The 25,703-nt window shown below is 42.3% G+C and carries 28 protein-coding genes; 17 read left to right on the forward strand and 11 right to left on the reverse strand.

Annotated features, from left to right (window positions below; all coding sequences use genetic code 11):
• The first annotated feature begins 44 nt into the window (after nucleotides 1-44).
• The 8 genes from LZF95_RS07160 (at nucleotide 45) to LZF95_RS07195 (ending at nucleotide 7,383) form a co-directional block, all read left to right on the forward strand.
• Entirely contained in the window at nucleotides 45-737 is a 693-nt protein-coding gene (locus LZF95_RS07160) for a response regulator transcription factor (protein ID WP_233754295.1), read from the forward strand.
• Entirely contained in the window at nucleotides 738-1,814 is a 1,077-nt protein-coding gene (locus LZF95_RS07165) for a cell wall metabolism sensor histidine kinase WalK (protein WP_233754296.1), read from the forward strand. It abuts the gene before it with no gap.
• Nucleotides 1,815-2,042: 228 nt separating this feature from the next.
• On the forward strand, nucleotides 2,043-2,753 hold the full coding sequence (locus LZF95_RS07170) for an RluA family pseudouridine synthase (protein ID WP_233754297.1): 711 nt from the start codon (nucleotides 2,043-2,045) through the stop codon (nucleotides 2,751-2,753).
• A gap of 180 nt (nucleotides 2,754-2,933) precedes the next feature.
• Nucleotides 2,934-3,377, forward strand: coding sequence for a 50S ribosomal protein L13 (rplM, locus tag LZF95_RS07175; protein WP_233754298.1), 444 nt, complete (start codon nucleotides 2,934-2,936; stop codon nucleotides 3,375-3,377).
• A gap of 9 nt (nucleotides 3,378-3,386) precedes the next feature.
• Nucleotides 3,387-3,773: a 30S ribosomal protein S9 gene (rpsI, locus tag LZF95_RS07180; RefSeq protein WP_057937431.1), complete on the forward strand. Its 387-nt coding sequence runs from the start codon at nucleotides 3,387-3,389 to the stop codon at nucleotides 3,771-3,773.
• Nucleotides 3,774-3,806: 33 nt separating this feature from the next.
• A complete protein-coding gene (gene rpsB, locus LZF95_RS07185; protein WP_111612706.1) occupies nucleotides 3,807-4,568 on the forward strand; it encodes a 30S ribosomal protein S2 in 762 nt (253 codons plus the stop codon).
• A gap of 209 nt (nucleotides 4,569-4,777) precedes the next feature.
• Nucleotides 4,778-5,608, forward strand: a complete 831-nt coding sequence (tsf, locus tag LZF95_RS07190; protein WP_233754299.1) for a translation elongation factor Ts — start codon at nucleotides 4,778-4,780, stop codon at nucleotides 5,606-5,608.
• A gap of 197 nt (nucleotides 5,609-5,805) precedes the next feature.
• Nucleotides 5,806-7,383, forward strand: a complete 1,578-nt coding sequence (locus tag LZF95_RS07195; protein WP_233754300.1) for a M1 family metallopeptidase — start codon at nucleotides 5,806-5,808, stop codon at nucleotides 7,381-7,383.
• A 147-nt stretch (nucleotides 7,384-7,530) separates the two neighbouring features.
• Here the strand turns inward: LZF95_RS07195 and thiL are convergent, their stop codons facing one another.
• Nucleotides 7,531-8,559 (reverse strand): thiamine-phosphate kinase, encoded by a 1,029-nt coding sequence (gene thiL, locus LZF95_RS07200; RefSeq protein ID WP_233754301.1) that lies wholly within the window; start codon nucleotides 8,557-8,559, stop codon nucleotides 7,531-7,533.
• Between the two features lie 255 nt (nucleotides 8,560-8,814).
• Nucleotides 8,815-9,216, reverse strand: coding sequence for a methylmalonyl-CoA epimerase (mce, locus tag LZF95_RS07205; protein WP_233754302.1), 402 nt, complete (start codon nucleotides 9,214-9,216; stop codon nucleotides 8,815-8,817).
• Nucleotides 9,217-9,314: 98 nt separating this feature from the next.
• On the opposite strand from mce, the gene LZF95_RS07210 reads away from it, so the two are divergent.
• The 4 genes from LZF95_RS07210 to LZF95_RS07225 all read left to right on the forward strand — a co-directional run bounded on the left by LZF95_RS07210 (nucleotide 9,315) and on the right by LZF95_RS07225 (nucleotide 13,183).
• Nucleotides 9,315-9,641, forward strand: a complete 327-nt coding sequence (locus LZF95_RS07210; RefSeq protein ID WP_057937435.1) for an iron-sulfur cluster assembly accessory protein — start codon at nucleotides 9,315-9,317, stop codon at nucleotides 9,639-9,641.
• A 106-nt stretch (nucleotides 9,642-9,747) separates the two neighbouring features.
• Complete coding sequence (gene gcvT / locus LZF95_RS07215; protein WP_233754303.1) at nucleotides 9,748-10,842, forward strand: glycine cleavage system aminomethyltransferase GcvT; 1,095 nt, start codon at nucleotides 9,748-9,750, stop codon at nucleotides 10,840-10,842.
• Complete coding sequence (locus LZF95_RS07220) at nucleotides 10,842-11,555, forward strand: 2-phosphosulfolactate phosphatase (protein WP_233754304.1); 714 nt, start codon at nucleotides 10,842-10,844, stop codon at nucleotides 11,553-11,555. The genes gcvT and LZF95_RS07220 overlap by 1 nt, the downstream gene beginning before the upstream one ends.
• A gap of 149 nt (nucleotides 11,556-11,704) precedes the next feature.
• Nucleotides 11,705-13,183, forward strand: a complete 1,479-nt coding sequence (locus LZF95_RS07225; RefSeq protein ID WP_233754305.1) for an alpha-amylase — start codon at nucleotides 11,705-11,707, stop codon at nucleotides 13,181-13,183.
• A gap of 115 nt (nucleotides 13,184-13,298) precedes the next feature.
• On the opposite strand, the gene LZF95_RS07230 is transcribed toward LZF95_RS07225, so the two are convergent.
• Nucleotides 13,299-13,637: a nucleotide pyrophosphohydrolase gene (locus tag LZF95_RS07230; RefSeq protein WP_233754306.1), complete on the reverse strand. Its 339-nt coding sequence runs from the start codon at nucleotides 13,635-13,637 to the stop codon at nucleotides 13,299-13,301.
• A gap of 241 nt (nucleotides 13,638-13,878) precedes the next feature.
• Between LZF95_RS07230 and LZF95_RS07235 the strand changes: the two genes are divergently transcribed.
• From LZF95_RS07235 to LZF95_RS07245, 3 genes are all read left to right on the forward strand, one after another.
• Entirely contained in the window at nucleotides 13,879-14,976 is a 1,098-nt protein-coding gene (locus LZF95_RS07235; RefSeq protein WP_233754307.1) for a VanZ family protein, read from the forward strand.
• Between the two features lie 132 nt (nucleotides 14,977-15,108).
• Nucleotides 15,109-16,668 (forward strand): M81 family metallopeptidase, encoded by a 1,560-nt coding sequence (locus LZF95_RS07240; RefSeq protein ID WP_233754308.1) that lies wholly within the window; start codon nucleotides 15,109-15,111, stop codon nucleotides 16,666-16,668.
• An 81-nt stretch (nucleotides 16,669-16,749) separates the two neighbouring features.
• Entirely contained in the window at nucleotides 16,750-17,142 is a 393-nt protein-coding gene (locus tag LZF95_RS07245) for an iron chaperone (protein WP_233754309.1), read from the forward strand.
• Here the strand turns inward: LZF95_RS07245 and LZF95_RS07250 are convergent.
• From LZF95_RS07250 to LZF95_RS07260, 3 genes are all read right to left on the reverse strand, one after another.
• The gene (locus tag LZF95_RS07250; RefSeq protein WP_233754310.1) at nucleotides 17,113-18,381 is read right to left on the reverse strand and encodes an aminotransferase class V-fold PLP-dependent enzyme; all 1,269 of its coding nucleotides are present in this window, start codon (nucleotides 18,379-18,381) and stop codon (nucleotides 17,113-17,115) included. The genes LZF95_RS07245 and LZF95_RS07250 overlap by 30 nt on opposite strands.
• Nucleotides 18,382-18,564: 183 nt before the next feature.
• Nucleotides 18,565-18,948: a PIN domain-containing protein gene (locus LZF95_RS07255; RefSeq protein ID WP_233754311.1), complete on the reverse strand. Its 384-nt coding sequence runs from the start codon at nucleotides 18,946-18,948 to the stop codon at nucleotides 18,565-18,567.
• Nucleotides 18,945-19,151: a type II toxin-antitoxin system VapB family antitoxin gene (locus LZF95_RS07260; RefSeq protein ID WP_233754312.1), complete on the reverse strand. Its 207-nt coding sequence runs from the start codon at nucleotides 19,149-19,151 to the stop codon at nucleotides 18,945-18,947. The genes LZF95_RS07255 and LZF95_RS07260 overlap by 4 nt, the downstream gene beginning before the upstream one ends.
• Before the next feature lie 163 nt (nucleotides 19,152-19,314).
• Between LZF95_RS07260 and LZF95_RS07265 the strand changes: the two genes are divergently transcribed.
• On the forward strand, nucleotides 19,315-20,877 hold the full coding sequence (locus tag LZF95_RS07265) for a hypothetical protein (protein WP_233754313.1): 1,563 nt from the start codon (nucleotides 19,315-19,317) through the stop codon (nucleotides 20,875-20,877).
• A 411-nt stretch (nucleotides 20,878-21,288) separates the two neighbouring features.
• Nucleotides 21,289-21,741: an IS200/IS605 family transposase gene (gene tnpA, locus LZF95_RS07270; protein ID WP_233754314.1), complete on the forward strand. Its 453-nt coding sequence runs from the start codon at nucleotides 21,289-21,291 to the stop codon at nucleotides 21,739-21,741.
• 245 nt (nucleotides 21,742-21,986) lie between these two features.
• Here tnpA and LZF95_RS07275 read toward each other — a convergent pair whose 3' ends face one another.
• The 5 genes from LZF95_RS07275 to LZF95_RS07295 all read right to left on the reverse strand — a co-directional run bounded on the left by LZF95_RS07275 (nucleotide 21,987) and on the right by LZF95_RS07295 (nucleotide 25,677).
• Nucleotides 21,987-22,169, reverse strand: coding sequence for a hypothetical protein (locus LZF95_RS07275; protein ID WP_233754315.1), 183 nt, complete (start codon nucleotides 22,167-22,169; stop codon nucleotides 21,987-21,989).
• 46 nt (nucleotides 22,170-22,215) lie between these two features.
• Nucleotides 22,216-23,685 carry an ATP-binding cassette domain-containing protein gene (locus LZF95_RS07280; protein WP_245405093.1) on the reverse strand — a complete coding sequence of 490 codons (1,470 nt, stop codon included), beginning with the start codon at nucleotides 23,683-23,685 and terminating at the stop codon, nucleotides 22,216-22,218.
• A 206-nt stretch (nucleotides 23,686-23,891) separates the two neighbouring features.
• Nucleotides 23,892-24,344, reverse strand: coding sequence for a D-aminoacyl-tRNA deacylase (gene dtd, locus LZF95_RS07285; protein ID WP_233754316.1), 453 nt, complete (start codon nucleotides 24,342-24,344; stop codon nucleotides 23,892-23,894).
• Nucleotides 24,341-25,060, reverse strand: coding sequence for an NAD-dependent epimerase/dehydratase family protein (locus LZF95_RS07290; protein WP_233754317.1), 720 nt, complete (start codon nucleotides 25,058-25,060; stop codon nucleotides 24,341-24,343). The genes dtd and LZF95_RS07290 overlap by 4 nt, the downstream gene beginning before the upstream one ends.
• Nucleotides 25,057-25,677, reverse strand: a complete 621-nt coding sequence (locus LZF95_RS07295) for a thioredoxin family protein (RefSeq protein WP_233754318.1) — start codon at nucleotides 25,675-25,677, stop codon at nucleotides 25,057-25,059. Before LZF95_RS07295 ends, LZF95_RS07290 begins: the two co-directional genes overlap by 4 nt.
• Nucleotides 25,678-25,703: the final 26 nt, after the last annotated feature.

Consider the following 25,703-nt stretch of genomic DNA (forward strand, 5'->3'; position numbering starts at 1 on the left):
CTTTAATATTTCTTAATTTTGAGCAAAACATTAAGACATCACTGATGAGCGATAAGCAAAAAATCAAAGTCCTGGTTGTTGACGATGAACCTGATATTGTTGAAATTCTGAAATACAACCTTCAAAAAGAGGGGTATGAAGTGGCCACAGCAGAAGATGGGGTTAAAGCAGTGAAGACCGCCTCGAAATTTTTACCTGATGTAATCCTGCTGGATATCATGATGCCCAATCAGGATGGGGTAGAAACCTGCCTTCAAGTCAGACAAATCCCCGAACTCAAAAACACCTTTATTATCTTCCTGACTGCAAGGATGGAAGAATACTCCGAAGTGGCGGCATTTGACGTAGGTGCAGATGATTACATCACCAAGCCGATCAAGCCTAGAGCACTGATGAGCAGGATTTCCGCTTTGTTCAGACGCGAATCCAAAAAGGAACAAGAACAGGTCCAGATCAAAATCAGGGATTTGATTATTGACAGGGGAAGCTACACCATAGATAAATCAGGCAAGACCATCACCCTGCCAAAGAAGGAATTTGAATTGTTGTATTTTCTGGCCAAAAACCCTAATATCGTTTTCAGTAGGGATGAACTGCTCCAAAATATCTGGGGAGCTGACGTATTTGTCTTGGCAAGGACTGTGGATGTACACATCAGAAAAGTACGGGAGAAAATCGGAGAAGAATACATCACTACTGTTAAAGGTGTAGGCTACAAATTCGAATTAGGCCAATAAATGTTTACCACTTCCAGGGGAATTTCTTTGATCCTTTCCATAGCCATTTCGGCTCTGGTTATGGCTTTCTTGTCCCTGATGGAGGGAGCTACTCCGATTTTACTTTTTGTGGCATGGGGAGTGTCGTTTTCCTCGTCCTACTTGCTGATTTCTTTCATGCTGGAGTTTTTGATTTTCAAAGAAATAGGAGACATCTATTCCCTGCTGGAAAAAATCCAACGAAAAGATCTCTCCGAGATCAGCGACAAAAGCAGAAAAGCCTCTATTTCCCCTCTGAGAAAAATCAACAAAGTAATCAACTCCTATGCAATAGCCCGGCAAAAGGAGATAGACACCCTACAGAAAAACGCGGAATTCAGAAGAGAGTTTATAGCCGATATATCCCATGAGTTAAAGACACCGATCTTTGCAACACAAGGATACATCCATACTTTATTGGATGGAGCCATAGATGACAAGCAGGTCAGGATGCGGTTCCTGAAGCGGGCAGCAAAAAGTCTGGATTCACTGGATGTTCTGGTTCAGGATCTACTTACGCTAAACCAGATGGAAAGCGGGGTGATTAAATTCAATTTTGAGGATTTTGACCTCAAAGAACTTCTGGAAGAAGTAATGGAGGAGCTGGAACACAAAGCCTCCAAACGCGACATGCACATAGAGTTCGAGGCAGAGCCCGGAAAAACCTACATGACCAATGGTGACCGCCAAAAAATCTACAGGGTTTGCCAGAATTTGATTTTCAACGCCATGAAGTACAATCATAATGGCGGGGAGGTGAAAGTCTCCATGACTACCCATAAAAACAGCATTCAGGTAGATGTAAAAGACGATGGGCAGGGGATTCCGCCAGAAGATCTGAAACGCATATTCGAGCGATTCTATAGAGTGGAGAAAAGCCGAAACAAAAAAGAAGGCGGTACCGGCTTAGGTTTGGCAATTGTAAAACACATCTTAGAAGGCCACAAAAGCAAGATTTCCGTGAGCTCTACAGTCGGCAAGGGATCGATTTTTAGTTTTTCTTTGCCTTTGGTGAAAACCAACACATCAGAAGACAAACTGAAAGTATTAACATCCTAAGAATAAAAGCCAGGGAAATTACCTTTAATAATCCTAAAGGGGAGAAATCCTTCAAGGGTTAAGTAGAAAGTAAATACAATTATTTCATTCAGTTTCAATCTTTTCCCGCCGATCCCTTGAAGGGTTTTGGGGTAAAAGCGATTTTCCTGCAATAAAAACGGGAGAGGTTTTTTAAACATCCTTTTTTTCTTACTTTTGCAGCCTCAATTGAAAGAGGCAGGAGAATCCATGAAGAAAGTAGATTTTGACAATCTTATTCTGTTTGAAAACGAGGATTACCTGGTAATCAATAAACCGCCGTACCTGTCAAGCTTAGACGACAGGCACGAAGCGCAGAACATCCTAGACCTTGCCAAGGCATACACCCCCGATGCCCAACTGTGCCACAGATTGGATAAGGAAACTTCAGGATGTCTAGTTGTTGCCAAGAATCCAGCGGCCTACAGGCATTTAGCCATGCAGTTTGAAAACAGGAAAGTCAACAAAGTCTATCACGCGGTGGTGGAAGGGATCAAGGAATTCAGCGATGAGCTGGTAGATCGAAATCTCTTGGCCAACAACAAAGGAATCGCCAAAGTAAGTAAGGACGGCAAGCCCGCGCAGACGGTTTTCAACACGTTGAAGACTTACTACGCACATACATTGGTCGAGTGCAAGCCCATCACTGGGAGACTGCATCAGATCAGAGTTCATTTGGCTTATCTGAAGTCGCCTATTTGTGGGGACACCTTATATGGAGGCAACCCCTTATACCTTTCTTCTATCAAGCGCCGCTTCAATTTAAAAAAAGAGACAGAAGAATTACCGATTATGCAGCGGGTTTCGCTTCATGCTTATTCGATTGGTTTTGAGGGTATAGACGGCACAGAAATAAACGTAAATGCGCCTTACCCGAAGGATTTCAAGGTTTTGGTCAATCAATTGGAAAAAACCAGCTGAAAGATATCGAATCCAAAAGCGGAAAAAAGCCCTGTATTTATCGGTAGTAAAACGCTAAGCCTGTGAAAATTAGGACTTAGTATTGGAAATATTTTGCATCGAAAACAAAATACTCCTATCTTTGTGTCCCTTTTTGAGGGTGAAATAAATTTAACAAGCTAAATATTAAACAGTTACACAGTGGATACTTTGAGCTATAAGACCGTATCAGCCAATGCCGCGACTGCAGATAAGCAATGGGTGGTAGTGGATGCCCAAGCAGCAGTTTTGGGTAGATTGGCTAGTGAGGTAGCGAAAATCTTGAGAGGTAAGACGAAGCCTAGCTTCACTCCTCATGCTGATTGTGGTGACAATGTCATCGTGATCAACTCAGACAAAATCAGACTAACTGGTGACAAGTGGGACTCCAAAGTTTATGTGAGACACACTGGCTATCCAGGCGGACAGCGTATCTCTACGCCAAGACTATTGAAAGAGAAATCTTCAACAATCTTGATCGAGAAGGCTGTACGAGGCATGTTGCCTAAAAACAGATTAGGAAGAAAATTATACGGCAACCTGTACGTGTATGAAGGATCTGAGCATCCCCATGCGGCACAGCAGCCTAAAGCCATCACTCTTTAATCGTCTATTATGGAAATGATCAACAAAATCGGTAGAAGAAAAACCTCTGTAGCCAGAATTTACATGGCTCCGGGCAAAGGTGAAATCACCGTAAACAACAGATCTCTGGAAGTTTACTTCCCTTTTGATCTACACCAGATCGTAGTGAAGCAGCCTTTGGCTCTAGTAGGAGTAGAAGGTAACTACGACATACAGATCAACGTGGACGGAGGAGGAATCAAAGGTCAGGCGGAAGCAGCCCGTATGGCTATCTCCAGAGCTTTGTGTGAATTCGACGCAGAACACAGACCTGCCTTGAAAAAAGAAGGTTTCCTTACCCGTGACCCTAGAATGGTGGAACGTAAGAAGCCAGGACGTAGAAAAGCAAGAAGAAAATTCCAGTTCTCAAAACGTTAATCTGGATTTACTTCAGAATATACAAATTATATTATGGCCAAATTAGAATATAAAGACTTACTAGATGCTGGTGTCCACTTCGGACACTTGACGAGAAAGTGGGATCCGAGAATGGCTCCATACATTTTCATGGAGAAAAATGGTATCCACATCATCGATCTAAACAAAACGCTTGCTAGCCTCGACGAAGCATCTAATGCTATCAAGCAAATCGTACGCTCCGGCAAAAAAGTGATGTTCGTTGCTACCAAAAAGCAAGCGAAAGACCTTGTAGCTACTGAAGCGAAAAGACTGAACATGCCTTACGTGACCGAAAGATGGTTAGGTGGTATGTTGACCAACTTCGCGACTATCCGCAAATCATTGAAGAAAATGTCCGGTTTGGACAAATTGATGAAAGAGGAAGCTTACAAGAACCTTGCGAAAAAGGAACGTTTGATGGTTTCCCGTCAGAAAGACAAGATGGAAGACGTGCTTGGCGGTATCGCTGACCTAAGCAGACTCCCTGCAGCGCTTTTTGTAGTGGACATCAAAAGAGAACACATCGCAATTGCCGAAGCCAAAAAGCTTGGTATCCCTGTTTTCGCATTGGTGGATACGAACTCTAACCCGAACGAGGTTGATTTTGCGATCCCGGCCAATGACGATGCTTTCAAGTCCGTTTCTTTACTAGTTAAAGCGTTCGGCGCAGCAATCGAAGAAGGTCTTTCAGAACGTAAGAAAGACAAAGAAGAAGCTAAACTTTCTGAAGAGGAAGAAGCTAAGAAAGCTGTGGACGCCGAAACAAAAGAATAATCCACAACTTGATTTGAAATAAATTAAAAATTGAACATCAGGTTTCGGCCTATGTTCAATTTTTTTGTTTTAGCTGCATTTGTCCTTTGAGGTTTCCCCTTAATGAAAATGCTACTAATTATAAAATACAAAACCTCGAAGGTCTTCCTATTGAACTTCGAAGTTTTTTAGACAAAACATAATCCGTTTAATTTTAAACTGACAATACAATGGCAATTACTGCACAAGAAGTAAACAAACTGAGACAAATGACCGGTGCCGGTATGATGGATTGCAAAAAAGCACTTACCGAATCAGAAGGCGATTTTGACAAAGCTGTGGACATCCTCAGAAAAAAAGGTCAGAAAGTATCTGCTTCCAGAGCTGACCGTGAGACCAAAGAAGGTGTGGCTGTGACTAAAGTGACAGAAAACGGAGCCAAAGGCACATTGCTTACTTTGACCTGCGAAACTGACTTCGTGGCCAAGAATGAAGAATTCGGTGCATTTGCCAATACCCTACTTGATCTTGCTGTAGAAAACAACGCATCTTCTGTAGAAGAAATCCTTGCCCTTCCTTTTGAGAACATCACCGTAGCTGAGAAAATCACTGAGATGACCGGTAAGATCGGCGAGAAACTTGAAATCTCACACTATGAAGTGATCTCTGCTGAAGCGGTAGTGTCTTACATCCACTCTAATGGCAAATTAGGTGTTTTGGTAGGCTTGACCAATACGAACGGAACAGATGTGGAAGAAGCCGGAAAAGACGTAGCTATGCAAATCGCGGCTATGAACCCAGTGGCTCTTGACAAAGACGGGGTGGACTCTTCTGTAGTAGAAAGAGAAATCGAAGTTGGTAAAGAGCAGGCTAGAGCTGAAGGCAAGCCTGAAGAAATGCTTGAAAAGATCGCTTTGGGCAAACTGAACAAGTTCTACAAAGAAAACACGCTATTGAGCCAGACTTTCGTCAAAGACAGCAGCAAATCTATTGCTCAGTACCTTGACTCTGTAAGCAAGGGAATGACTGTATCTGCATTCAAAAGAGTATCTATCGGTTAATCCGAAATAGATTTCAAATTATAAAAAAACCTCTTCAATTGATTTTGAAGAGGTTTTTTGGTTTTAGACTCATCACTAAAGAAAAGTCACACAAAAGCTCATCCCCTTTAATAGAAACAAAACTTAACCGCTTAAATCCAAAAGCAATTAATTAAAATATCTTAGATTTTACTCCTGAAACCCACACCCCTAATTTTATGAAAACTATTCTTTCTGTTATTATAATACTGTTTGCCTCGATCTCTTGGGGCTTTGGCCAAAACTGGGATTGGGGCGGCCCTATTGATCCGCTTCAAGAAAAGTTTGAAGTAAAACATTATCGCTTGGAACTAGAGCTTTATCCAGAAAGCAAATCAATAAAAGGCAACAACACAGTTACTTTTTCGTCTGTTAATAAGCTGGATACCCTTCGACTAGACCTAATCGATGAATATAAAGTCACAAAAGTGCAAATCAATGGAGAGGAAGTTGCGTATTCCCATAAAAATGACCTCCTAGATATTCTAGTTACTAATTGCTCTTGTGATGCCGTGGACATTTTCTATGAAGGAAAAACCCCAATTGCTATTAACCCACCATGGGAAGGTGGTTTTACCTGGGAAAAAGATCAACTAGGAAATGATTGGGTAGGGCTTTCATCTCAGGGAGAAGGCGCCAAGATATTCATGCCTGCTCTGGATCACCCTTCTTCAGAAGCTTCACAAGGCGTAGACCTGTTAATTACCGTTCCCAAACCTTACTTCGTAGCAGCTAATGGCCGCCTTGATCAGATCAAACAAGAGCATGAAAAGCTGACTTATTTTTGGACTACGGATTATCCGATTAACAATTATGGAATCAATTTTACTATGGGTATTTTTCATGAAGAAGAGAAAAACTTCACTTCTGTTTCCGGTGACAAAATCCCAATGCATGTCTGGGTTTTGCAGGAAAACAAAGCCAAGGCAAAAGATATTTTAGAGGTACTAAACGTTTCCAGCCAAACTCACGAGAAATATTTTGGAGCATACCCTTGGCCAAAAGATAAGATTGCAATTGTGGAGACTCCTTATCTCGGCATGGAACATCAGACTATCAATGCGTATGGAAACAATTATAGATTCGTGAAAATGGGTTCTGTCAACTATGATAATTTATTACACCATGAATTGGGTCATGAATGGTTTGGAAATAAGGTATCCGTAGATGACTGGGCAGATTTCTGGATTCACGAGGGTATTACAGCATACGGAGACTGGCTGTTTTATTGGGAGCATGGCGGAGAAGAAGCTTATTTAAAAAAAGCTGAAAGTACACTAAAGCAGATCGCACATTCCAAGCCAGTAGTCAGTCCTGTAAACAGTACCGAAGAGGAAGCCTATCACTCGGAAATTTATACAAAAGGAGCTTTCATAATGCACTCCTTACGCTGGATTTTAGGTGATGATGTTTTCTTTCCGATGTTGAAATCTTTCGCGAATGACCCTAGATTTACCTACGAAAACCAAGTTAATACCCGGGACTTTATCGATTTTGTCAACTCATATACAGGAAAAGATTTGGAAGGATTTTTTCAGTTATACCTTTACTCAACTGATATTCCAGAGGTAAAAATCTTAAAAAAAGGAAAGAGGGGCTTCGAAGTTTCACTCCAAGGAATTGATTTCCAACTGCCAGTCGAACTAAAAACTGAAAAGGGAATAGAGACTATAAACCTAGGTAAGCAACCACTATTGATTAATAGCACCAGCGAGCCAACTGTAGATCCAAGGGGCTGGTTAATGCTGAAAAAGTAATTCTTGAGACTTAATCTCGGCTAGATGAGCTAAGAAGGATTCTCACACATTAAAACACCTCTTCAAAATTAATTGAAGAGGTGTTTTGCTTTTTACTAGCGAGGGCCAATCCTGAAGACTTCAAACCAATATTGATTGAAATTCCAATCAAAAGTGCCTCCAGCCCTGCGCTTTGATCTGAACCGCAGTACCGCTTTTGGTCACCAAGAACTTCCCTTCTTCAGCTTTAGTGATATGTCCGATGAAGTGGATATCCGGATGTTTCTCCAGCTTCGCAAAGTCCTTCTGATCAATCGTGAACAGCAATTCATAATCCTCTCCCCCATTCATCACACAGGTGATCGGATCAAGGTTCAATTCTACGGCCGTGTCAAACGTTTGCTTGTCGATCGGCAACTTATCCTCATAGATCGTCGCTCCTACCCCTGAAGCTTTACAGATATGGAAAATCTCTGAAGCCAGACCATCCGAGATATCCATCATGCTGGTCGGCACTATTTCCAATTCACGAAATTCATGGATGATATCCACACGGGCATCCGGCTTAAGCTGCCGTCCTGTCACGATTGTATATTTCCCTAAATCCGGCTTCATGTCCGGGTTCGCAAGAAAAACTTCCTTCTCACGCTCCAGGATCTGCAATCCAACCAAAGCCGCACCCAGATCACCTGTCACACACAAAATATCATTCTCTTTGGCTCCTGATCTGTAAGAGATTTGCTCTGGCTTAGCCTCACCTATCGCAGTGACGGAAATCACCAAACCACTTCTAGAAGCCGTGGTATCACCACCGATCAAATCCACTCCATAGTGTTCACATGCGGCATGGATCCCCTCATATAGTGCATCAATCGCTTCTACCGAGAATCTATTGGAAAGCGCTATACTTACCGTGATCTGCTTGGGGACAGCATTCATGGCCGCCACATCAGAAACGTTCACCGCCACAGCCTTGAAGCCCAAGTGAGGCAGGGGGGCATAGGATAAATCAAAATGAACCCCTTCCAGAAGCATGTCTGTAGTGACTACCTTTACCATATCCCCAGCCTCAAGCACCGCAGCATCGTCCCCGATACCCTTCAGTGTGCTTGGATTTTTAATAACAACTTTCTCACTCAGATGATCGATCAATCCAAACTCACCCAGATCACTTATTTCTGTTCTCTTTTCTGACATAGTATTTTTTCTCGCGGCGACACAGCGGCGCAACGGTTTTAACTCATTTATTATTTTGGCACTTCATGATAATTTAGATTTACGAAGTACGATTTACGAGATGCACAGTAGAGTTGATGTCATTTTATAAACTTTACCACCTTTCAACCTTGCCACCCTTAAACAACTTAAGGAGGGAATTTTTCCAATTTTTCAATCTACCAATCAAGAATATCAAAGTACACCAAACTTTACAACCTTACCCCCTCTGACTTCTCAACTCACTTCCTGACATAGCTCAATCAACACCCCATTTGTGCTCCGTGGGTGCAAAAATACCACTAATTTATTGTCCGCCCCAAGTTTGGGCGTTTCATTCAGGATTTCGAAGCCTTCAGTCTTCAGCCGTTGCACTTCCGCATGGATATCCTCCACATCAAATGCGATATGATGCACTCCTTCTGCTCTTTTTTCCAAATATTTGGCAATTGGGCTGCTTTCATCAACTGCTTGGAGCAGTTCCACTTTTGTCTCCCCTATCTGAAAAAAGGAAGTTGCTACTTTTTCCCCGTCAACTTCCTCTGTTTTAAAATGCTTTTTCCCCAATAATTTCTCGAAAAGCAAATTTGAACTTTCCAGATTCTTCACAGCGATGCCGATATGCTCGATTTTCCTCATGTTTAAAATTGCTATATTTGCATTGAATCATTTTGGGAGTCTGACTGTTTTCCCAATACTTCAACTTAAGACAAAGTAACAAAGTAATATATAAAGATATGATAATCGTTTCTGACAAAGCCAAAGAGCGCATCCTGGAGCTCAAAAAAGAGGAAGGACGTGCAGAAAATGAAAATATCCGTGTTTCTGTGAAAGGTGGTGGCTGCTCAGGTCTCATGTACGACTTGGGGTTTGATGGCACCCAGGTGGAAACAGACCATGTATTTGAAGATAAGGGGGTGAAAATCCTAGTTGACCGGAAAAGCTTGCTTTACTTGGCAGGAACAACCTTGGAGTTCACCGATGGACTGAACGGCAAAGGCTTCCAATTTGTGAATCCGAATGCCAGCAGAACCTGTGGATGTGGAGAGAGCTTCTCTGTATAAATCTATTTTCCTGATGAATATTAGAAGGCAGCCTCTCAGGTTGCCTTTTTTAGTGCATTTTTCGTGTCAATCCTTACCTTTGCCCACTGGAAATTTAACCCAAATTATGGAAGAGCAAATCAAAAAAATCCAACTTAACGACTTACACATTGCCCTTGGTGGCAAAATGGTGCCTTTTGCAGGCTATAATATGCCCGTACGCTACAGTTCAGACAATGAGGAACATCTCTGTGTAAGAAATGGCGTTGGCGTTTTTGATGTGTCCCATATGGGAGAATTCCTGGTAGAAGGCCCCGAAGCGCTCAACCTAATTCAAAAAGTAACTTCAAACGATGCTGCTAAAATCGTCAATGGACAGGCACAATACTCTTGTTTCCCTAATGAAATCGGTGGAATTGTAGATGATCTGATCGTTTACAAATTTAATGACGAAAAATACATGCTGGTAGTCAATGCTTCCAATATTGATAAAGATTGGGCTTGGGTAAATAAGCACAACACCATGGGAGCTAAGCTTACAAATATTTCAGACAATATTTCCTTGTTCGCCATCCAAGGGCCAAAAGCAATAGAAGCTGTTCAAGCACTGACCCCTGTTAATCTAGCAGAGATAAAATTCTATCATTTCACCGTAGGAGAATTTGCCGGTGTGCAGGACGTGATCATTTCCGGGACAGGGTACACTGGGGCAGGCGGTTTTGAGATTTACGTGAAAAATGAAGATGCTGAACATGTTTGGAATGCGGTTTTCGAGGCTGGGAAAGATTTTGACATCAAGCCCATAGGGCTAGGTGCAAGAGATACGCTCCGAATGGAAATGGGTTACTGCCTGTATGGAAATGACATCACCGATACCACATGTCCACTGGAAGCCGGGCTGGGCTGGATCACCAAATTGACCAAAGACTTCACCAATTCAGAGGCCTTAAAAGCCAAAAAGGAAGCAGGAGTTTCCAGAAAATTAGTCGGTTTCGTGATGCAGGAAAGAGGCATTCCTAGAGGACACTATAAGATTGTAGATGCTGAAGGCATTGAAATCGGTGAAGTGACCTCGGGCACCCAGTCTCCAAGCATGGGAGTGGGAATCGGTTTGGGTTATGTAAAAACAGAATACAGCAAGGTGGGAACGGAGATTTTCATCCAAGTGAGAAACAAGAATCTTAAAGCTCAAGTGGAGAAACTCCCACTTCTCAAAGCATAATGCAACAAGTAGAAATCTGCTTCAGTCCAGAACTGATCCATCTTCATGAACTACAGGGAAAAATAGTGGTAGTAGTCGATATTTTTCGTGCTACTTCCACTATGGTTGCGGCTCTGGCCAATGGTATCTCTGAGATAAAAACCTGTGCAGACCTGGAGGAATGCCGGGCAATGGCAGCCAACAAATACCTGATAGCAGGGGAGAGAAATGGAATTACCGCTGATGGTTTCCAGCTAGGCAACTCACCGCTGGCTTACCTTTCAGGAGAATTTCATGGCCAAAAACTCGCCATGACTACGACGAATGGCACATTGGCAATATCCAAATCAATTGGAGCTGATGAAATTTTAATTGGGGCCTTTCCCAACCTTCAAGCTACGGTCAGCTACATACAATCCCGTAATAAAGACGTCTTGATCCACTGTGCAGGCTGGAAAGGAAAATTCAACCTGGAAGATTCACTTTATGCGGGAGCGCTGGCAAAAGCTTTAGAAGCCACGCATAAAGCCGAGGATGACGGAGCCATAGCCATGAAATCCTTGTTTGAGAAGGAAGGGCATGACCTTAAAGGCTTCCTTTCCCAAGCTTCCCATGCCAAACGCCTTCAAAACCACAACATCGATTCAGATATAGATTTCTGCCTGACTCTTGATCTTTTTAGTTTGATCGGAAAAGTGGAGAATGAATCACTAAAGGCTATAAATAATTGGTAAAATCTCCATAATTCACTTGCATACCAAATATTTTCCTATTTTTTATCGGATCGCAGTTATTTTTTGAGGCACTTAAAAATAGTGCAAAACCATTCTTTAGGTTTAGCGTTTACCGATAAGCTTGACCACCAACCAATCCACTTTTAGCTATGAAAAACGGTACGATGATGCAATTTTTCCATTGGTATTCTCCAGAAGATACCCTTTGGAAAGAGGTAAAAGAAAAAGCAGAATATCTGGGATATCTAGGAATCACCAGTGTATGGCTGCCTCCAGCTTCCAAAGGACAACTTGGGGGCATGAGTGTGGGGTATGATTCCTATGACCTATTTGACTTGGGAGAATTTGACCAAAAAGGAAGCGTAAGAACTAAATACGGCACCAAAGACGAATTCATAGAAGCTACCCAAGCACTACATGATCGAGGAGTACAAGTGATTGTTGATTTTGTTTTCAACCACAAAGCTGGTGGAGACGAACCAGAATTGATGCATGTAGTAAAAGTGAATGAAGCAAACCGGCTGGAAAACATCTCAGAGCCTTACGAAATAGAATCTTTCACACGCTTTATTTTCCCTGGAAGAAATGGCAGATACTCTGATTTTATCTGGGATAAGCATTGCTTCAGTGGAGTAGATTATGACCACCGCAATCAAGAGCACGGGATATTCAATCTTATGAGTGAATACGGAGATGATTGGGAGGAAATGATCGATAGCGAAAAAGGAAACTATGATTTCTTGATGTTTTGTGACATAGAGTTCAGAAATCCTGCAGTCCGTGATGAGCTTCTCAAGTATGCTACATGGCTTCATGAATTGACCTATTACGACGGAGTACGATTGGACGCCGTGAAGCATATCCCTCCATGGTATTTCAAAGAGTTCCTGCATTTTCTAAGGGAACGGATCGGGAAAAACATATTTGCAGTAGGAGAATATTGGGCTCCTGGACATCTGGATCTACTTACTCGGTACATCGATGCTACTGAGGGCACGATGAGCCTATTCGATTCGGCATTGCAACATAATTTCCATATAGCCTCTAATTCAGGAAGTGGGTATGATTTACGCCAGATTTTTGATAAAACATTGGTATCGCACTCTCCGGAACTTGCAGTGACACTAGTCGATAACCACGACACACAGCCCCTTCAAGCCTTGGAAGCTCCTGTAGAATCTTGGTTTAAACCATTAGCTTATGCAATGATTTTGTTGCGCCAAGATGGCTATCCATGCGTATTCTATCCAGATTTGTTTGGAGCAAGCTATTGGGATAAAGGAGATGATGGGCAAGATTATGAGATTTTCATCAACCGGGTGGACGAATTAGAGCCTATGCTCTATGTCCGCAAAGACTTCGCATTCGGAACACAGCGGGACTACTTCGAATCCGCAACTGCAATTGGGTGGACCAGGACAGGAAATGACGAGCATGGAGGATGCGCCGTAGTAATGTCCACCAGCGATGGCGCCACCATTTCCATGGAAATCGGGACAAGATATGCCGGTAGAAGCTTTAAAGATGTGTTAGGAAAAATCCATGATGAAGTGTGGGTGGATGAATCAGGGTGGGCAAAATTCCACTGTGGACCAGGCTCAGTTTCCGTATGGACAGAAGTTGTATAAGGTATCAGAGTTGGCTTGATAGCCAACTCTGATTTTTACAATCCAGACTATTTAGATGGTCCTCCTCCATTTTGCTGGCAATTCCTGTTTCACGCATTAAGAATTGAAAAAGCTGCTACTTAAGCTTCTGGTTGTTCTTGTGCCTGTAAATATCCCGGATATTTTTCTTCTCAAAGTTTTTCTTCATCGCCTCTGTCAGATCTACCCCAGTTTGATTAGCCAAGCAAATGAGAACCCACAGCACATCAGCCATTTCATCCCCGAGGTCTTTGCCTTTATCAGATTCTTTAAAGGATTGTTCCCCGTAGACCCTGGACATGATTCTGGCCAGTTCCCCTACTTCCTCCATCAGGATGGTCATATTGGTCAATTCATTGAAGTATCTTACGCCAACAGTTTTGATCCAATGATCAACCTGCTTCTGAGCATCTGCTATGGTGATATCGCTTTTCATGTGATTATATTTTGAATCTTTATGGTCACATGGAATCTCGCACGGTGAATAATCACCTCCCTGTGTGTCGTTTTCGACATGCTCGATTTCATAGGTGAGAATATGTTTAGCCAAAATTAACAATCTAACAATGCTTTATTCTATGAATTTATGCCCAAAAGGATCGGTTATTGTGAAATTATTTTTTTTAACAGGGAAGCATCATAAACCACAGCATTCCATTGAAGCCAATAACTAGAGCATGAACAACTATTTTGAAGCAATACGGACTTCAATTATTTATTTCCCTTTTGTGGCTCTACTGAGCATTGTCCCGTTTGTCTATATCCAGTACAGAAAAATCGGCTATGTACAGGTTGACAGAAGCGTGGTATTCTACATTTTCTCGTTTTATGCGATGACTGCTTTTTTTCTGACTGTTCTTCCCCTCCCGGAGATTACAGAAGGATTTTGTGAACGGAGGATTGGAAAATTGATCCCGAGTTTTTTCCCTTTTCGCTTTGTAAAAGACACATTTCGGGAGGTTCGAGGCAATATCTCTCTTTTTAGCATTGTAAGAAGCAATGCCTTTATGGTGACAACATTCAATGTTTTGCTATTAATGCCTCTAGGTTTTTTTCTTAAATACCTCTTCCAAATCAAAAATGCCGCTATAGCCACTTTGATTGGTTTCCTCACCTCGCTTTTTTTTGAAATCACCCAGTTGACAGCTCTTTATGGATTGTATCCATGCAGGTATAGGCATTTCGAAGTAGATGATTTGATCACCAATACTTTTGGGTGTTTCATTGGTTTTGTGATCGCAAGATATTCTGACATTTTACCCAATGTATCAAGTAAACCTCTGCTGAATCAAACAGAAGTCACCTTGACACAGCGTTTTTTAGCGATTTTTGTGGACTCACTACTGGTGATTTTATTCACTTCCTATATCATAGAGGGGCTTAGTGACAATATTTGGGTGTTATCATTGATGAAAGTCGGTCTGATTTTCTTCTATTTCGTATTTGTAAGCAAAATCAGCAATGGACAAACCATTGGGAAGAAGCTTCTCGGGATTCGGATCATAAGAATGGATGGTCTCAAGCTGACCTATAAGGATCTCTTAGCCAGGTACGGTATATTTTTGATTCTTCCTTTCTTGGTTGGTGAGATTTCCAAATTCCTCATTGATACAAGATTTGACGACAGGCTGTATTTATTCCTTTACCTGCTTTTCTTGGCTATCTGGTTTTTCGGGACCGTCATGGTGACCTTCATCAGGAAAGATCACCGGGGCTGGCTGGATAGGTTCGCACATACCACGCAGGTTTTAGCAAATCCACGCAACAACAAATAAAATTTCTTTTAAAAAATTCTAGACTTAGAATAACGCCGTTCTTAAAAAAAATCATGAATGTCTGGAGATGATGGCTTAAATTGAAAGCTGTGATTTACCTATCACACTTTGTACGACCACATCACTACAACTATGAGAAATCTAATCGCACATCTTTGTCTCATTTCAGTTTTAATATCCTGTTCTCCCAAAGAAGAATCACAATCGCTTCCCAGAATAGCCATCGCAGGCTTGGCTATAGAATCCAGCACATTCTCTCCTGCTACTTCTGATGTGGCCGCCTTCCGGACCAGAGTTGGCACTGACATTTTCAATTATTACCCTTTTTTGGATTCTACTTCAGAGAACCGTGGCAGGGCCGATTGGTTTCCGACACTTCGAGGCCATGCTATTCCAGGTGGCATAGTGACCCGTGAAGCATACGAAGAATTGGTCGGGAAAACGCTGGACATGCTAAAAGAAAACTTGCCTTATGATGGCCTTTTCTTTGATATCCATGGAGCGATGAGCGTGGTCGGATTGGATGATCCGGAGGGAGATTTCATCATTCGGGTACGGGATGTTGTTGGTCCCAAAACATTGATTTCTACCTCCATGGATCTGCACGGGAATGTATCTTGGAGACTTGCAGAAAATACGGATTTGATCACTTGCTACAGAATGGCACCTCATGAGGATGCGCTGGAATCAAAACAAAGAGCGGTAGAAAATCTTCTGGATCGCCTCGAAAGCGGAAAGGGAAAGCCTGCCTATAAAGCTTGGATACCTGTCCCTATATTGCTTCCTGGCGAAAAGACCAGTACGAGAATTGATCCAGGTAAAAGCCTCTATGCAAAAGTAGATCCCATAACCAAAAAGGAAGGTGTGATCGATGCCGCTATCTGGATTGGCTATGCATGGGCAGATGAACCTAGAAACCATGCCGTAGTAATGGTGACCGGCGATGATGAAAAAACCGTGACAGAATCAGCTGAGGAATTGGCAAAGAGCTTCTGGGATGTTCGTAATGAATTCGAATTTGTAGCTCCAGTGGCTTCCTTGAAAGAAAGTCTGGACATGGCAATTGCCAGTGAAAAAAAACCATTTTTGATTTCTGATATGGGCGATAATCCCACTGCCGGTGGTGCAGGCGATGTGACTTGGACGTTGACTGAAATCCTGAAAAGACCTGAATTTAAATCGGAGAATGGGCCCACATTGATTTATGCATCTATTCCCGGCCCTGAGTTTGTAGAAAAGGCGATTGCAGCTGGCGTGGGAGCTAAAGTCGAAGGGACGGCAGGAGCAGCGATCGATGATAGATTTGCTCCTCCTGTGACGCTAAAAGGCACTGTTGAAGCGATCAAGGAAGGGGATGGGGCAGCAGAAGTTGAAGTTGTCGTGAGAGCAGGCTCGGTGCATGTGATCGTCACCAAAAAACGTAAGCCTTATCATAACGAAAGTGACTTCACCAACCTTGGGTTAAATCCAAGAGAAGCTGATATCGTGGTGGTCAAAATCGGTTACCTCGTTCCTGAATTGTATGATATGCGGGCAGATTGGATCATGGCCTTGACTCCGGGCGGAGTAGATCAGGATCTGGAACGTCTTGGCTACAAGCGTATCAACCGTCCCATGTTTCCATTGGACAAGGATATGGAAAACCCGGATTTGAGTGCTAAATTGGTTCCTGCTGCGGATAAACTGGAATAAGGTGGCATTTTGACCCCTGGATATAGGGAACCTTATCTTCTTCAATCATAAGTCTAATGACGAAAATCTAGCCCCTCTAAAATGATGAACCCTAAACCATCCTCCGTAGAAGAATACCTCGGCTGGCACCCTCCTGAAGTGAGAGAAAAGCTAGAGCAAATGCGGGCGATTATCTTGAAATCTATCCCTAAAGCCAAAGAAGTCATCAGCTACAGTATGCCTGCGTACAAGACCACTGAGGTGTTGGTTTATTTTGCAGCAGCTAAAAAGCACATTGGCTTTTACCCTACCAATAGCGGTGTAAGTGAGTTCAAAAAAGAACTTAAGGGCTATGTGACTTCCAAGGGAGCCATTCAATTCCCATTTGACAGACCCTTACCGCTCGATTTAATCATGGCAATTAGCCAGTTTAGATTTCTAGAGGCTGAAGAAAAAGCAAAAACCTTAAACCAACACATTTTTAGTCACTTCTAGAAAACTGTCTATTTCCTCCTTGCTGTTGTAGATATGAGTGGAAATTCGGATCGCATCCAGTTTACTCTCGGGGACTTGGCGGATCCGAAAACCTTGCTGACTGATCAAACCGGCAGCTTGCTGGTAATCCATATTCTTCGGTTTGAAAGTAACCATACTAATACGGGATTCTTGCTCTTGTGGACTTAAAATATCCAGCTGAGAATCCATTTCAGCAAGTCCTTCAAACAAGTATTGATTTAGCTCCCTTACTCTACTTTCTATTCTCCCTTTCCCTATCTCTACATGGAAATTAGCAGCCGCTACAGCACCCCGTATCATTGGCAAACTTTGGCTGCCATAGTCAAATCTATGCGCAGTAGGCACATAGCCTTTGAACTCTGGCGGGTTTTGATGCATATCCCACCCCAAATCAGAATACGCCCCAACCTGATAAGCTTGGATCTGCTCTAAAATCTCCTCCCCCACATATAGAAAGCCTGTTCCATTTGGTCCCAATACCCATTTATGATAGCTGCTTGCATATAAGTCACAACCCAGCTCTTTCAAGTTCAGATCGAATGTTCCAGCTCCATGTGCTCCATCGATCGCAGTAAATATCCCTTTACTTCTCGCAAAAGCAGAAATCTCTTTGATAGGAAAAACCAACCCTGCAGTGCAAGTGACATGTGGTATTGCGATCACTTTGGTTTTGGAGGTCACCAGGCTTTTGATCAAATCCAGATTCTCAGCTTGAGTAGCTTTGGGCTCAAAAGGCTTCAATACAATTCCATGTAATTTTGCCCGATTCAACCAAGGCAGTGCATTCCCAACATGCTCATGGAAGGTGATAATCACCTCATCTCCGGCTTGCAACGGAAGCCCCCAAACCATAATATTAATCCCCTCAGTAGTATTATGGGTAAGTGAAATCTCCGAAGTTTTGATTCCCACAAAAGCAGCCAATTTCTCACGCTCTGACCCAATATGACCATATTCTCCACTGATATTTGTCTCGACAAAGGAATTTTGCAAAGCTTCCAAGACCACAGTTGGAGATGGCCCAAAGGTTCCGTTGTTCAAGTAAACCCTATTGTTCTGTAAGGGGAATTTTTTACGTAAATCACCCCAAAATGCCTCTCCTTGCAGAAAGTGGTTTATTGATTTCGAAGTAACCTGGGTCGGAGAATTAAAGGAAACTAGGCTTGGAATGGCAACTCCTGCACTGAGTTTTTGGAGAAATAATCTTCTGCTTGTCATAAGGCTGAGGGCTTTCTTATGAGTTAGGAAATGATTTCCAAAAAATCAAAAGGAATACTACCAACTAGCCAAAAAACCGGTTGATAGGAGAATCTCAAAGGGACGCTAAAAATGAAATCTGCTTTCTGTGCCAAGCAAATCTTTCAAAAAATAGTCTGTAGTATCCCCTTGCACTGAAGTCAACTACGGTTTATAAATTCTGTTATAACCCGAAAAAGCTAAGATCTTGCGATCAAGAGTCCAAATCTCCAACCCAAATCTTTCAGCTGAATGAATGATTACTGCATCAATCAATCCTATTCCACGATTGATCAATCCCCCTTTTCTAGAAAAATCTCCAGACTCAAAAATCAATCCCGGCTGATCCAAAATCCGAAGTTGTCTATAGAAATCTTTGATCAAATTTAATTCTCTGGTATTCTTTACCCCTTGAAGTAACTCGGCAAAGATCAATTCCAAAGAATATATTTCGCCTTTCTCCATCAAATCAATCATCGGAGCGAAAAAATCCTGATTACCTTTTAGAAACTCTATCCACACTGAGGTATCGACAAGAACCTGCTTCATTGCTGATTGGTTTCTCTCAATTTGTCAGCACCATACGTGAAAGCTATTGGTTCAGCGACAATTTGATCAGCCAATTCAAGTAATTTCTTTCGGGATAAATAGTCCCGAAGTGCTATCCTCAACGCTTCAGTAATGTTTTTGGCTCCAGAGACCTCCATCACATCTTGGATCAATTCATCTTCAATTAAAGCAGTGACTTTCATATATTTAAATGTTATTAACAAAAATACGAAATATCATCGTATGCAGTTCGGCTTTTGTTATATTTTATTACTCTTCGGACGACCCATGTCTTTGTACTGTTTCAAATCCCCATAATTAATTGCATCTTAATGACCTCATTGCATTTAATTTATTCAGCCCAAGATGATCTATTACATCCTAATTCTACATTTTATTTTCGCGGCAATTCCTGAAAAAATCCAGTTCTGTTCATCAACACCAAACTCCAAATTGATCAATTCGGAAACAGTTCGGTACAGTGACTTTGGTGCCAAAGGAGATGGCAAGACAGATGACATAGATGCCATCGCCGCAGCACATAGATTTGCAAATGAAAATAGACTGCCGGTAAAAGCTGACAAGGGAGCCACTTACTACATTGGAGGAAAAGAGCTCACCGTGATAATCCAGACCGATACAGATTTTGGTGAAGCATCCTTTATCGTGGATGACAGGGAGGCTGAAAATCGGACCGCGCCTGTTTTCCTGGTCAGTTCCAGTCTGGAACCTTACAAGGTGAAGACCATAAGTTCAATGAAAAGAAATCAGGGGAATGTCGATTTGAAATTACCGGGGCCGGCATTGATCACTGTCACTGATTCAAACACGAAAAGATACATTCGTTTTGGCCCCAATGTGAACAATGGCACATCTCAGACGGATATTTTTCTGATCGATAAAAATGGAAACGTGGATATGAACACGCCTATCATCTGGGATTTTGACCAGATCACGGAAATGGCCATTCTTCCTATCGATAATCAAACACTAAAGATCACAGGCGGTCGCTTTACCACGATTGCCAATCAGGAAGAATCCCAGTACAACTATTATAGTAGAAACATCTCCATAGAGAGATCCAATGTGGTAATTGATGGGTTAGAACATAAAATTACTGGCGAAGGAGATCAGGGAGCTCCCTACAATGGATTCTTAAATATTAGTAACTGTACTAACGTAACCGTCCAGAACACCACCTTAACAGGGCATAAAACCTACCAGACCATCGGCAGAGCAGGAACCACGGTTTCCATGGGATCCTATGATATTATCGTGAACAAAGCTTTAAACGTATCCTTTATCAACTGCAAGCAAACCAACGACATCGATGACCGTACCTTCTGGGGCATCATGGGATCCAATTTCAGCAAAAACCTGCTTTTTGATAAATGTACCTTATCCCGCTTTGATGCACATATGGGAGTGGCAAATGCCTCCATCCGCAACTCCACACTTGGGCACATGGGGATCAATGCCATCGGCACTGGAACCTTCACTGTGGAAAACTCGGAAATCCGAGGCAGAAACCTGATCAACCTACGGCCGGATTATGGCAGTACATGGGAAGGGAAATTGATTATTAGAGACTGTACTTTCGTACCCGCAGCAGGCAGGCCAGTCAGCGCTTCCCTGATCAGCGGATCCAATTCCGGTCAGCATGACTTTGGCTATACCTGCTATATGCCAGAACAGATCATCATTGAAAACCTACGAATCGAAGACTCCAATCATCCTGAGCATTATCCCGGCCCAGCTATTTTCGGCAATTTCAACCCACAAAGGAAAGATGATTCTTACCAAGAGAAATTCCCTTATATCTTATCCAAGGAAGTCAGCTTAAAGAATGTGACTACTTCGAGTGGAAAGGAATTGAGAGTGAGTGAGAATGAGGTGATGTTTGAAGGGGTGAAGGTGCAAGTTAAATAGTATGCTACATTTGATAATTGAAAGCATGAATGAGCTCCGTTTTTGATTACGCCCTTTCAGGGCTAAGACCTTTTTGATGATGGATTAATCAATATCGACGGGCTACGCCCATCGCTGGGTATTGAGCCCTTTCAGGGCTGAACATGACAAACATTCCACGCCCTTAGTTTATTTCCTCGCAAACCTACATCTCCAACGTCTTTTGTGTCCTTTCAGGCACTCTCAAAAATCAAACTGGTTTATCAATAACAGCCATTCACTACAAGGTAACCTGTTGAACATTACAAATCCCGATCAGAAAATATTATATTCACCAGCCCTGAAGGGGCATAATAACTAAGTAACGGTCGTCAGGCCGTTGCAAGAATTAAGTGGTTTGCAACTATAAAGCCCTGAAGGGGCGCAATAGCTATGGGACAATCGCTCGTGAAAAATTATGTGCACATTATTTATAGCACTAAAAACAGACATCCATTTATTACCGAAGAATATGAAGACGATCTTTTCAAATACCTCGGTGGAGTTTGTAAAGCCTTAGACTGTCCACCGATTCAGGTTGGAGGCTATTTAGACCATGTACATATTCTTTGCCTCCTGAATAAGAATATGAGCATGGCGAAATTGCTGGAGGAATTAAAAACGGATTCTTCCAAATGGATGAAAAAACGAGCGGATGAATTGAATAATTTTTATTGGCAAGATGGATACGGTGCATTTTCAGTTAATCCAAGTCAGACTGATACGGTCATTCATTATATCCAAAACCAGCGGGAACATCACAAACGCAAATCCTTCCAAGATGAATACAGGGCTTTTTTAAAAAAATATAAGGTGGAATATGATGAGAGGTATGTATGGGGGTAATGATTTGATTCCGCCCTTGCAGGGCTGTGAACCAAATGTTGACGAACCAATGTCGATGGGCTACACCCATCGCTGGATATTGAGCCCTTTCAGGGCACATATTTTGATCTCCTATCGGTCTCCATAGATGTATTTTCGACACATAGCTTTCGCTTAGTAAAAAGTTAAAGTTTCAACATCAAAAAACCAGCAACCGGACTTCCTTTAAAACCATTTTTTTATCAAAAAAAACATGGAAACAATCCTTATAATGCTGCAATAATTAAATATAGCCCTCCCAATAAAGCTACTACTCCAGCACAAAATATTTTAACATCCCCACCAGTAAAACCTTTCCTACTAAAGGCATTATCCCTAAACTGAATAATGAAAATAATAATTGATATAAGAATAAAGCATAAGCCAATGAAAAAATCATATCCATCCATATCCATTAAATTTTCTTTTTAATCCTGCTATTAATTTTAAATACCACTAATCCAACTCTATCACCTTCTCCACCGCCTCAGGCACATCCTCCGCATAGTGGCTGACATAGATCAAGGTAATGGCACTCCGATCGCAGATTTGCTGCACGGTGTCTTTGAAAAGTCTGCGCTGAAACTCATCCATCCCTTGGGATGCCTCATCGAGGATCAGAAGTTTGGGTTGCTTTATCAGTGCCCGGGCCAGCAGAGTCCAGCGCTGGTTTTCCAACGAAAGTCGGTTAATTGGAATATTCTCTACCGCTTCAAGATGAAATAACGCCATCCATCTCCCGGCTAAAGCTTCTTGCTCAGGACTGACCTTTTTGAATAAACCCATGGTATCAAAAAGCCCCGATAGAATTACTTTTCTACACGTCTGATTAGCAGGAAAGAACCGGCTGAGCTCGGGCGCCACAAAACCTGTAGGACGTTTCACATCCCAGATACTCTCTCCTGTTCCCCGTTTATGCCCAAAAAGCCAGAAATTCTGGGAATAGGCTTGGGGGTTTTCCCCGATAAGCAAACTGATCAAAGTGGATTTCCCAGAGCCATTAGCCCCTTTGAGAAGCCATCGATCACCCGATCTCACTGTCCAATTAAGATCTTTTAGAATCTGCTTTTCTCCATATTTGATGTTGATATTTTCCAGACGGACTACCTCAGTGTTATCCTTATGGGTCTTTGGTAAAAGTATATCCAGCAGCTTCCAATCATAGGCCAATCTGCGCTCTTGATTTCCAGTAAGATGAAAATCAGATGCCAGCCAAGTCTCCACAATTCCAGCATTTCCCAATTTAGCTACATGGGTAATTCCCTCGGGGATTTCACTCGCCGAGGTAGTCAGCAACACATGGACTCCTTCAGAAATGATCACTTTCAAAACCTCTCCAAACTCTGCCCTGCTTTTTACATCCAAACCCGTCATCGGTTGATCCATGAGGTAAATTCTAGGTTGACGCATCAGCCCCAATCCCAAAGCCAAACGGCGGGTTTCTCCATTGGAAAGCAGGAGAACTGATTTGTCCAGCAAGTGCTCCAACTTGAGCAATCCTGTCACTTTATGCAAGCTCCAAGGCCCTGTAACTTTAGCTTTCACTTTGGATAAATATTCCCGGACCGTGGCGGTCTCATCTGATTCTGAGGAATTGAATCTCTGCTGGAAATAAAAGTTCTGCTGATTGGATTTATTGCGGATTTCATAACGCTGGGACACATATGCGATCAGATCCCGAAAGGAGTTGATCTCGCCCGCTTGGGTTTTTTCTTCAGTATAATCCTTTGCAAACGGACGGGCTATCTCCCCTTTTGGCACCACTGCATTCCCTCGAATGGTTTCTATTAATGCGGTAAGCTCTGCTCCGGAATTGCCAATTACCGACCACTGCTGACCATCTTCCCAATTGAAATCAAGTGATTCGAAAACTTGTTTTCCTTTTGTGAGAACTTGTGCGGAAGAGATTGTTAAAAGAGATTTCAAAATGTTCAGATTGACAGATTATAAAATGTGATTATCCGCATTGACGCCAGTAACGATATTTTCTTTACTGAGTGAAGGACAGGAAACCGAAGACGGAAGAGGCCTTGAGCTAGTGTTTTCAGAATCCTATGATGTATTTATTGTTTTACTGGCAGAAAAGCGGATATACATATTGTAAACTTGGAAAACCGGAAAACTTATACCCCTCACACCCTATTCTTACTATCTATCAGGATAGTCACCGGCCCATCATTCACTAGGGAAACTTTCATATCCGCTCCGAATTCCCCTGTACCTATGGATTTGCCTAATTCTGATTCCAAAGAGATGATCATCTTCTCATACATGGGAATTGCGATTTCCGGTTTTGCCGCTTTGATGTAAGAAGGCCTATTCCCCTTTTTCGTACTTGCATGTAGTGTAAACTGTGAGATCAGCAATATCTCACCGGCTATATCCAATAGACTTTTATTCATTACCATATTTTCGTCAGGGAAAATCCTCAGATTCACGATCTTCTTCGACAGCCAGGAGATATCTTCCTCTGTATCCGCATCTTCCACACCCAGCAAAATCATCAGGCCAATCCCTATTTCGGCTTTGACTATCCCACTTATTTTCACGGAAGCTTCAGAGACTCTTTGAATTACTACTATCATTTGCTTAGGTCTTGCATTTCTCCAGAAGATATGATCTCAACGGATTTAGATTTTTGAGCCAGGGCAGTTTTTACTAATGCTTTTGCTACCTGATAGTCATAGATCGGACGGATGTTTTTAAACAACTTAAGCCATACAAGTGGCTTCATCATGATAGTCGCCACTTGTTCTCCAAACCTGAATTCATTTCTATTTCCCAATAATAAGGAAGGTCTGAACAGCCCCAAATAATCAAAACCAATCAATTTCAGATCATCTTCGGTTTTACCCTTGGTCTGACTATAAAAAATAGCTGAGTCCGCATCGGCTCCAGAGGAGGAAACATAGAGGAATTTGGAAGCTCCGAGCTCTTTTGCCCATCTAGCAAATTTTATAACCAAATCATGATCTATGGCATAGAAGTTCTCCTTTGAACCTGCCTGCTTGATAGTCGTTCCGAGAGAAGAAAACGCATGTACCTGAGCAGACTTTTCATTTAAGCACTCCACTAGAGAATTGTACTCCCCTCCCAGGCTCTGGGATCTCACTTTGCCCTCCCAATCCAACTGGCTTAAACTCTTCATATCCCCTTCTATTTGCACCAATTTTGGATGCTTCAGTGCGAGTTTTCTTCGACCTAGGGAAAGCACAAAATCATAATCAGGATTCTGTAGCAGATGATGGAGGATTTGCATTCCAACCATCCCTGAAGTGCCTGATAGTAGAGCTATTTTCATTTAGTTGAAGCAATTAGCGGTGTCAGTTCCTCTGCAATCGCTTTGTTTTTATCTCTGGCGTACCACAGATGTGTGCCATCAGCAAATTCTTTCGGGGTAATATTTTGAGGATCCAGTTTATATGCTTTCAGTCGGTTCTGAAGAAACTCCGGCCTTGGGCCCCATACAAAAAGCTCTTTACTGAGATCTCCATTCAGGCCAATTAAAATCGGAATCGACCTCGCCCCCCCAGTAAGGTATGCGTCCATCAGTTCTGGATTTTCATCCCGCAGCACAAATCTAAGTTGAATAAGAGGGCTTAAGCTGGCCAGCTTTGCAATAAACGGGATACTCTGGGCAGCGTCCCCACACCAAGCTTCCGTGATGACCAGCCAGATCTGAGGGGAAGAAATAGAGGACACGATCTTATCGAGTTCCGCTGAAATTTTCACCGTCTTGTCCCAGCGGTTCATCCGCTGTACATTCATTCTTGTATAGTTGAGGTAGCTTTCGGAGTGATTGATCCCAGTAGTTTTATTTTGTCCCAAAAGCCCATCTATCATTTCCCTGTATTCCAGATATGTTTGGGAGGACGCAATGAGTTCGGGAGATATTACTAAAGTTTGTTGTTCTTGCATTACTAAAGATTTTGCCAAGTAACAGC

Source organism: Algoriphagus sp. AGSA1 (assembly GCF_021390545.1).
GTDB lineage: Bacteria > Bacteroidota > Bacteroidia > Cytophagales > Cyclobacteriaceae > Algoriphagus.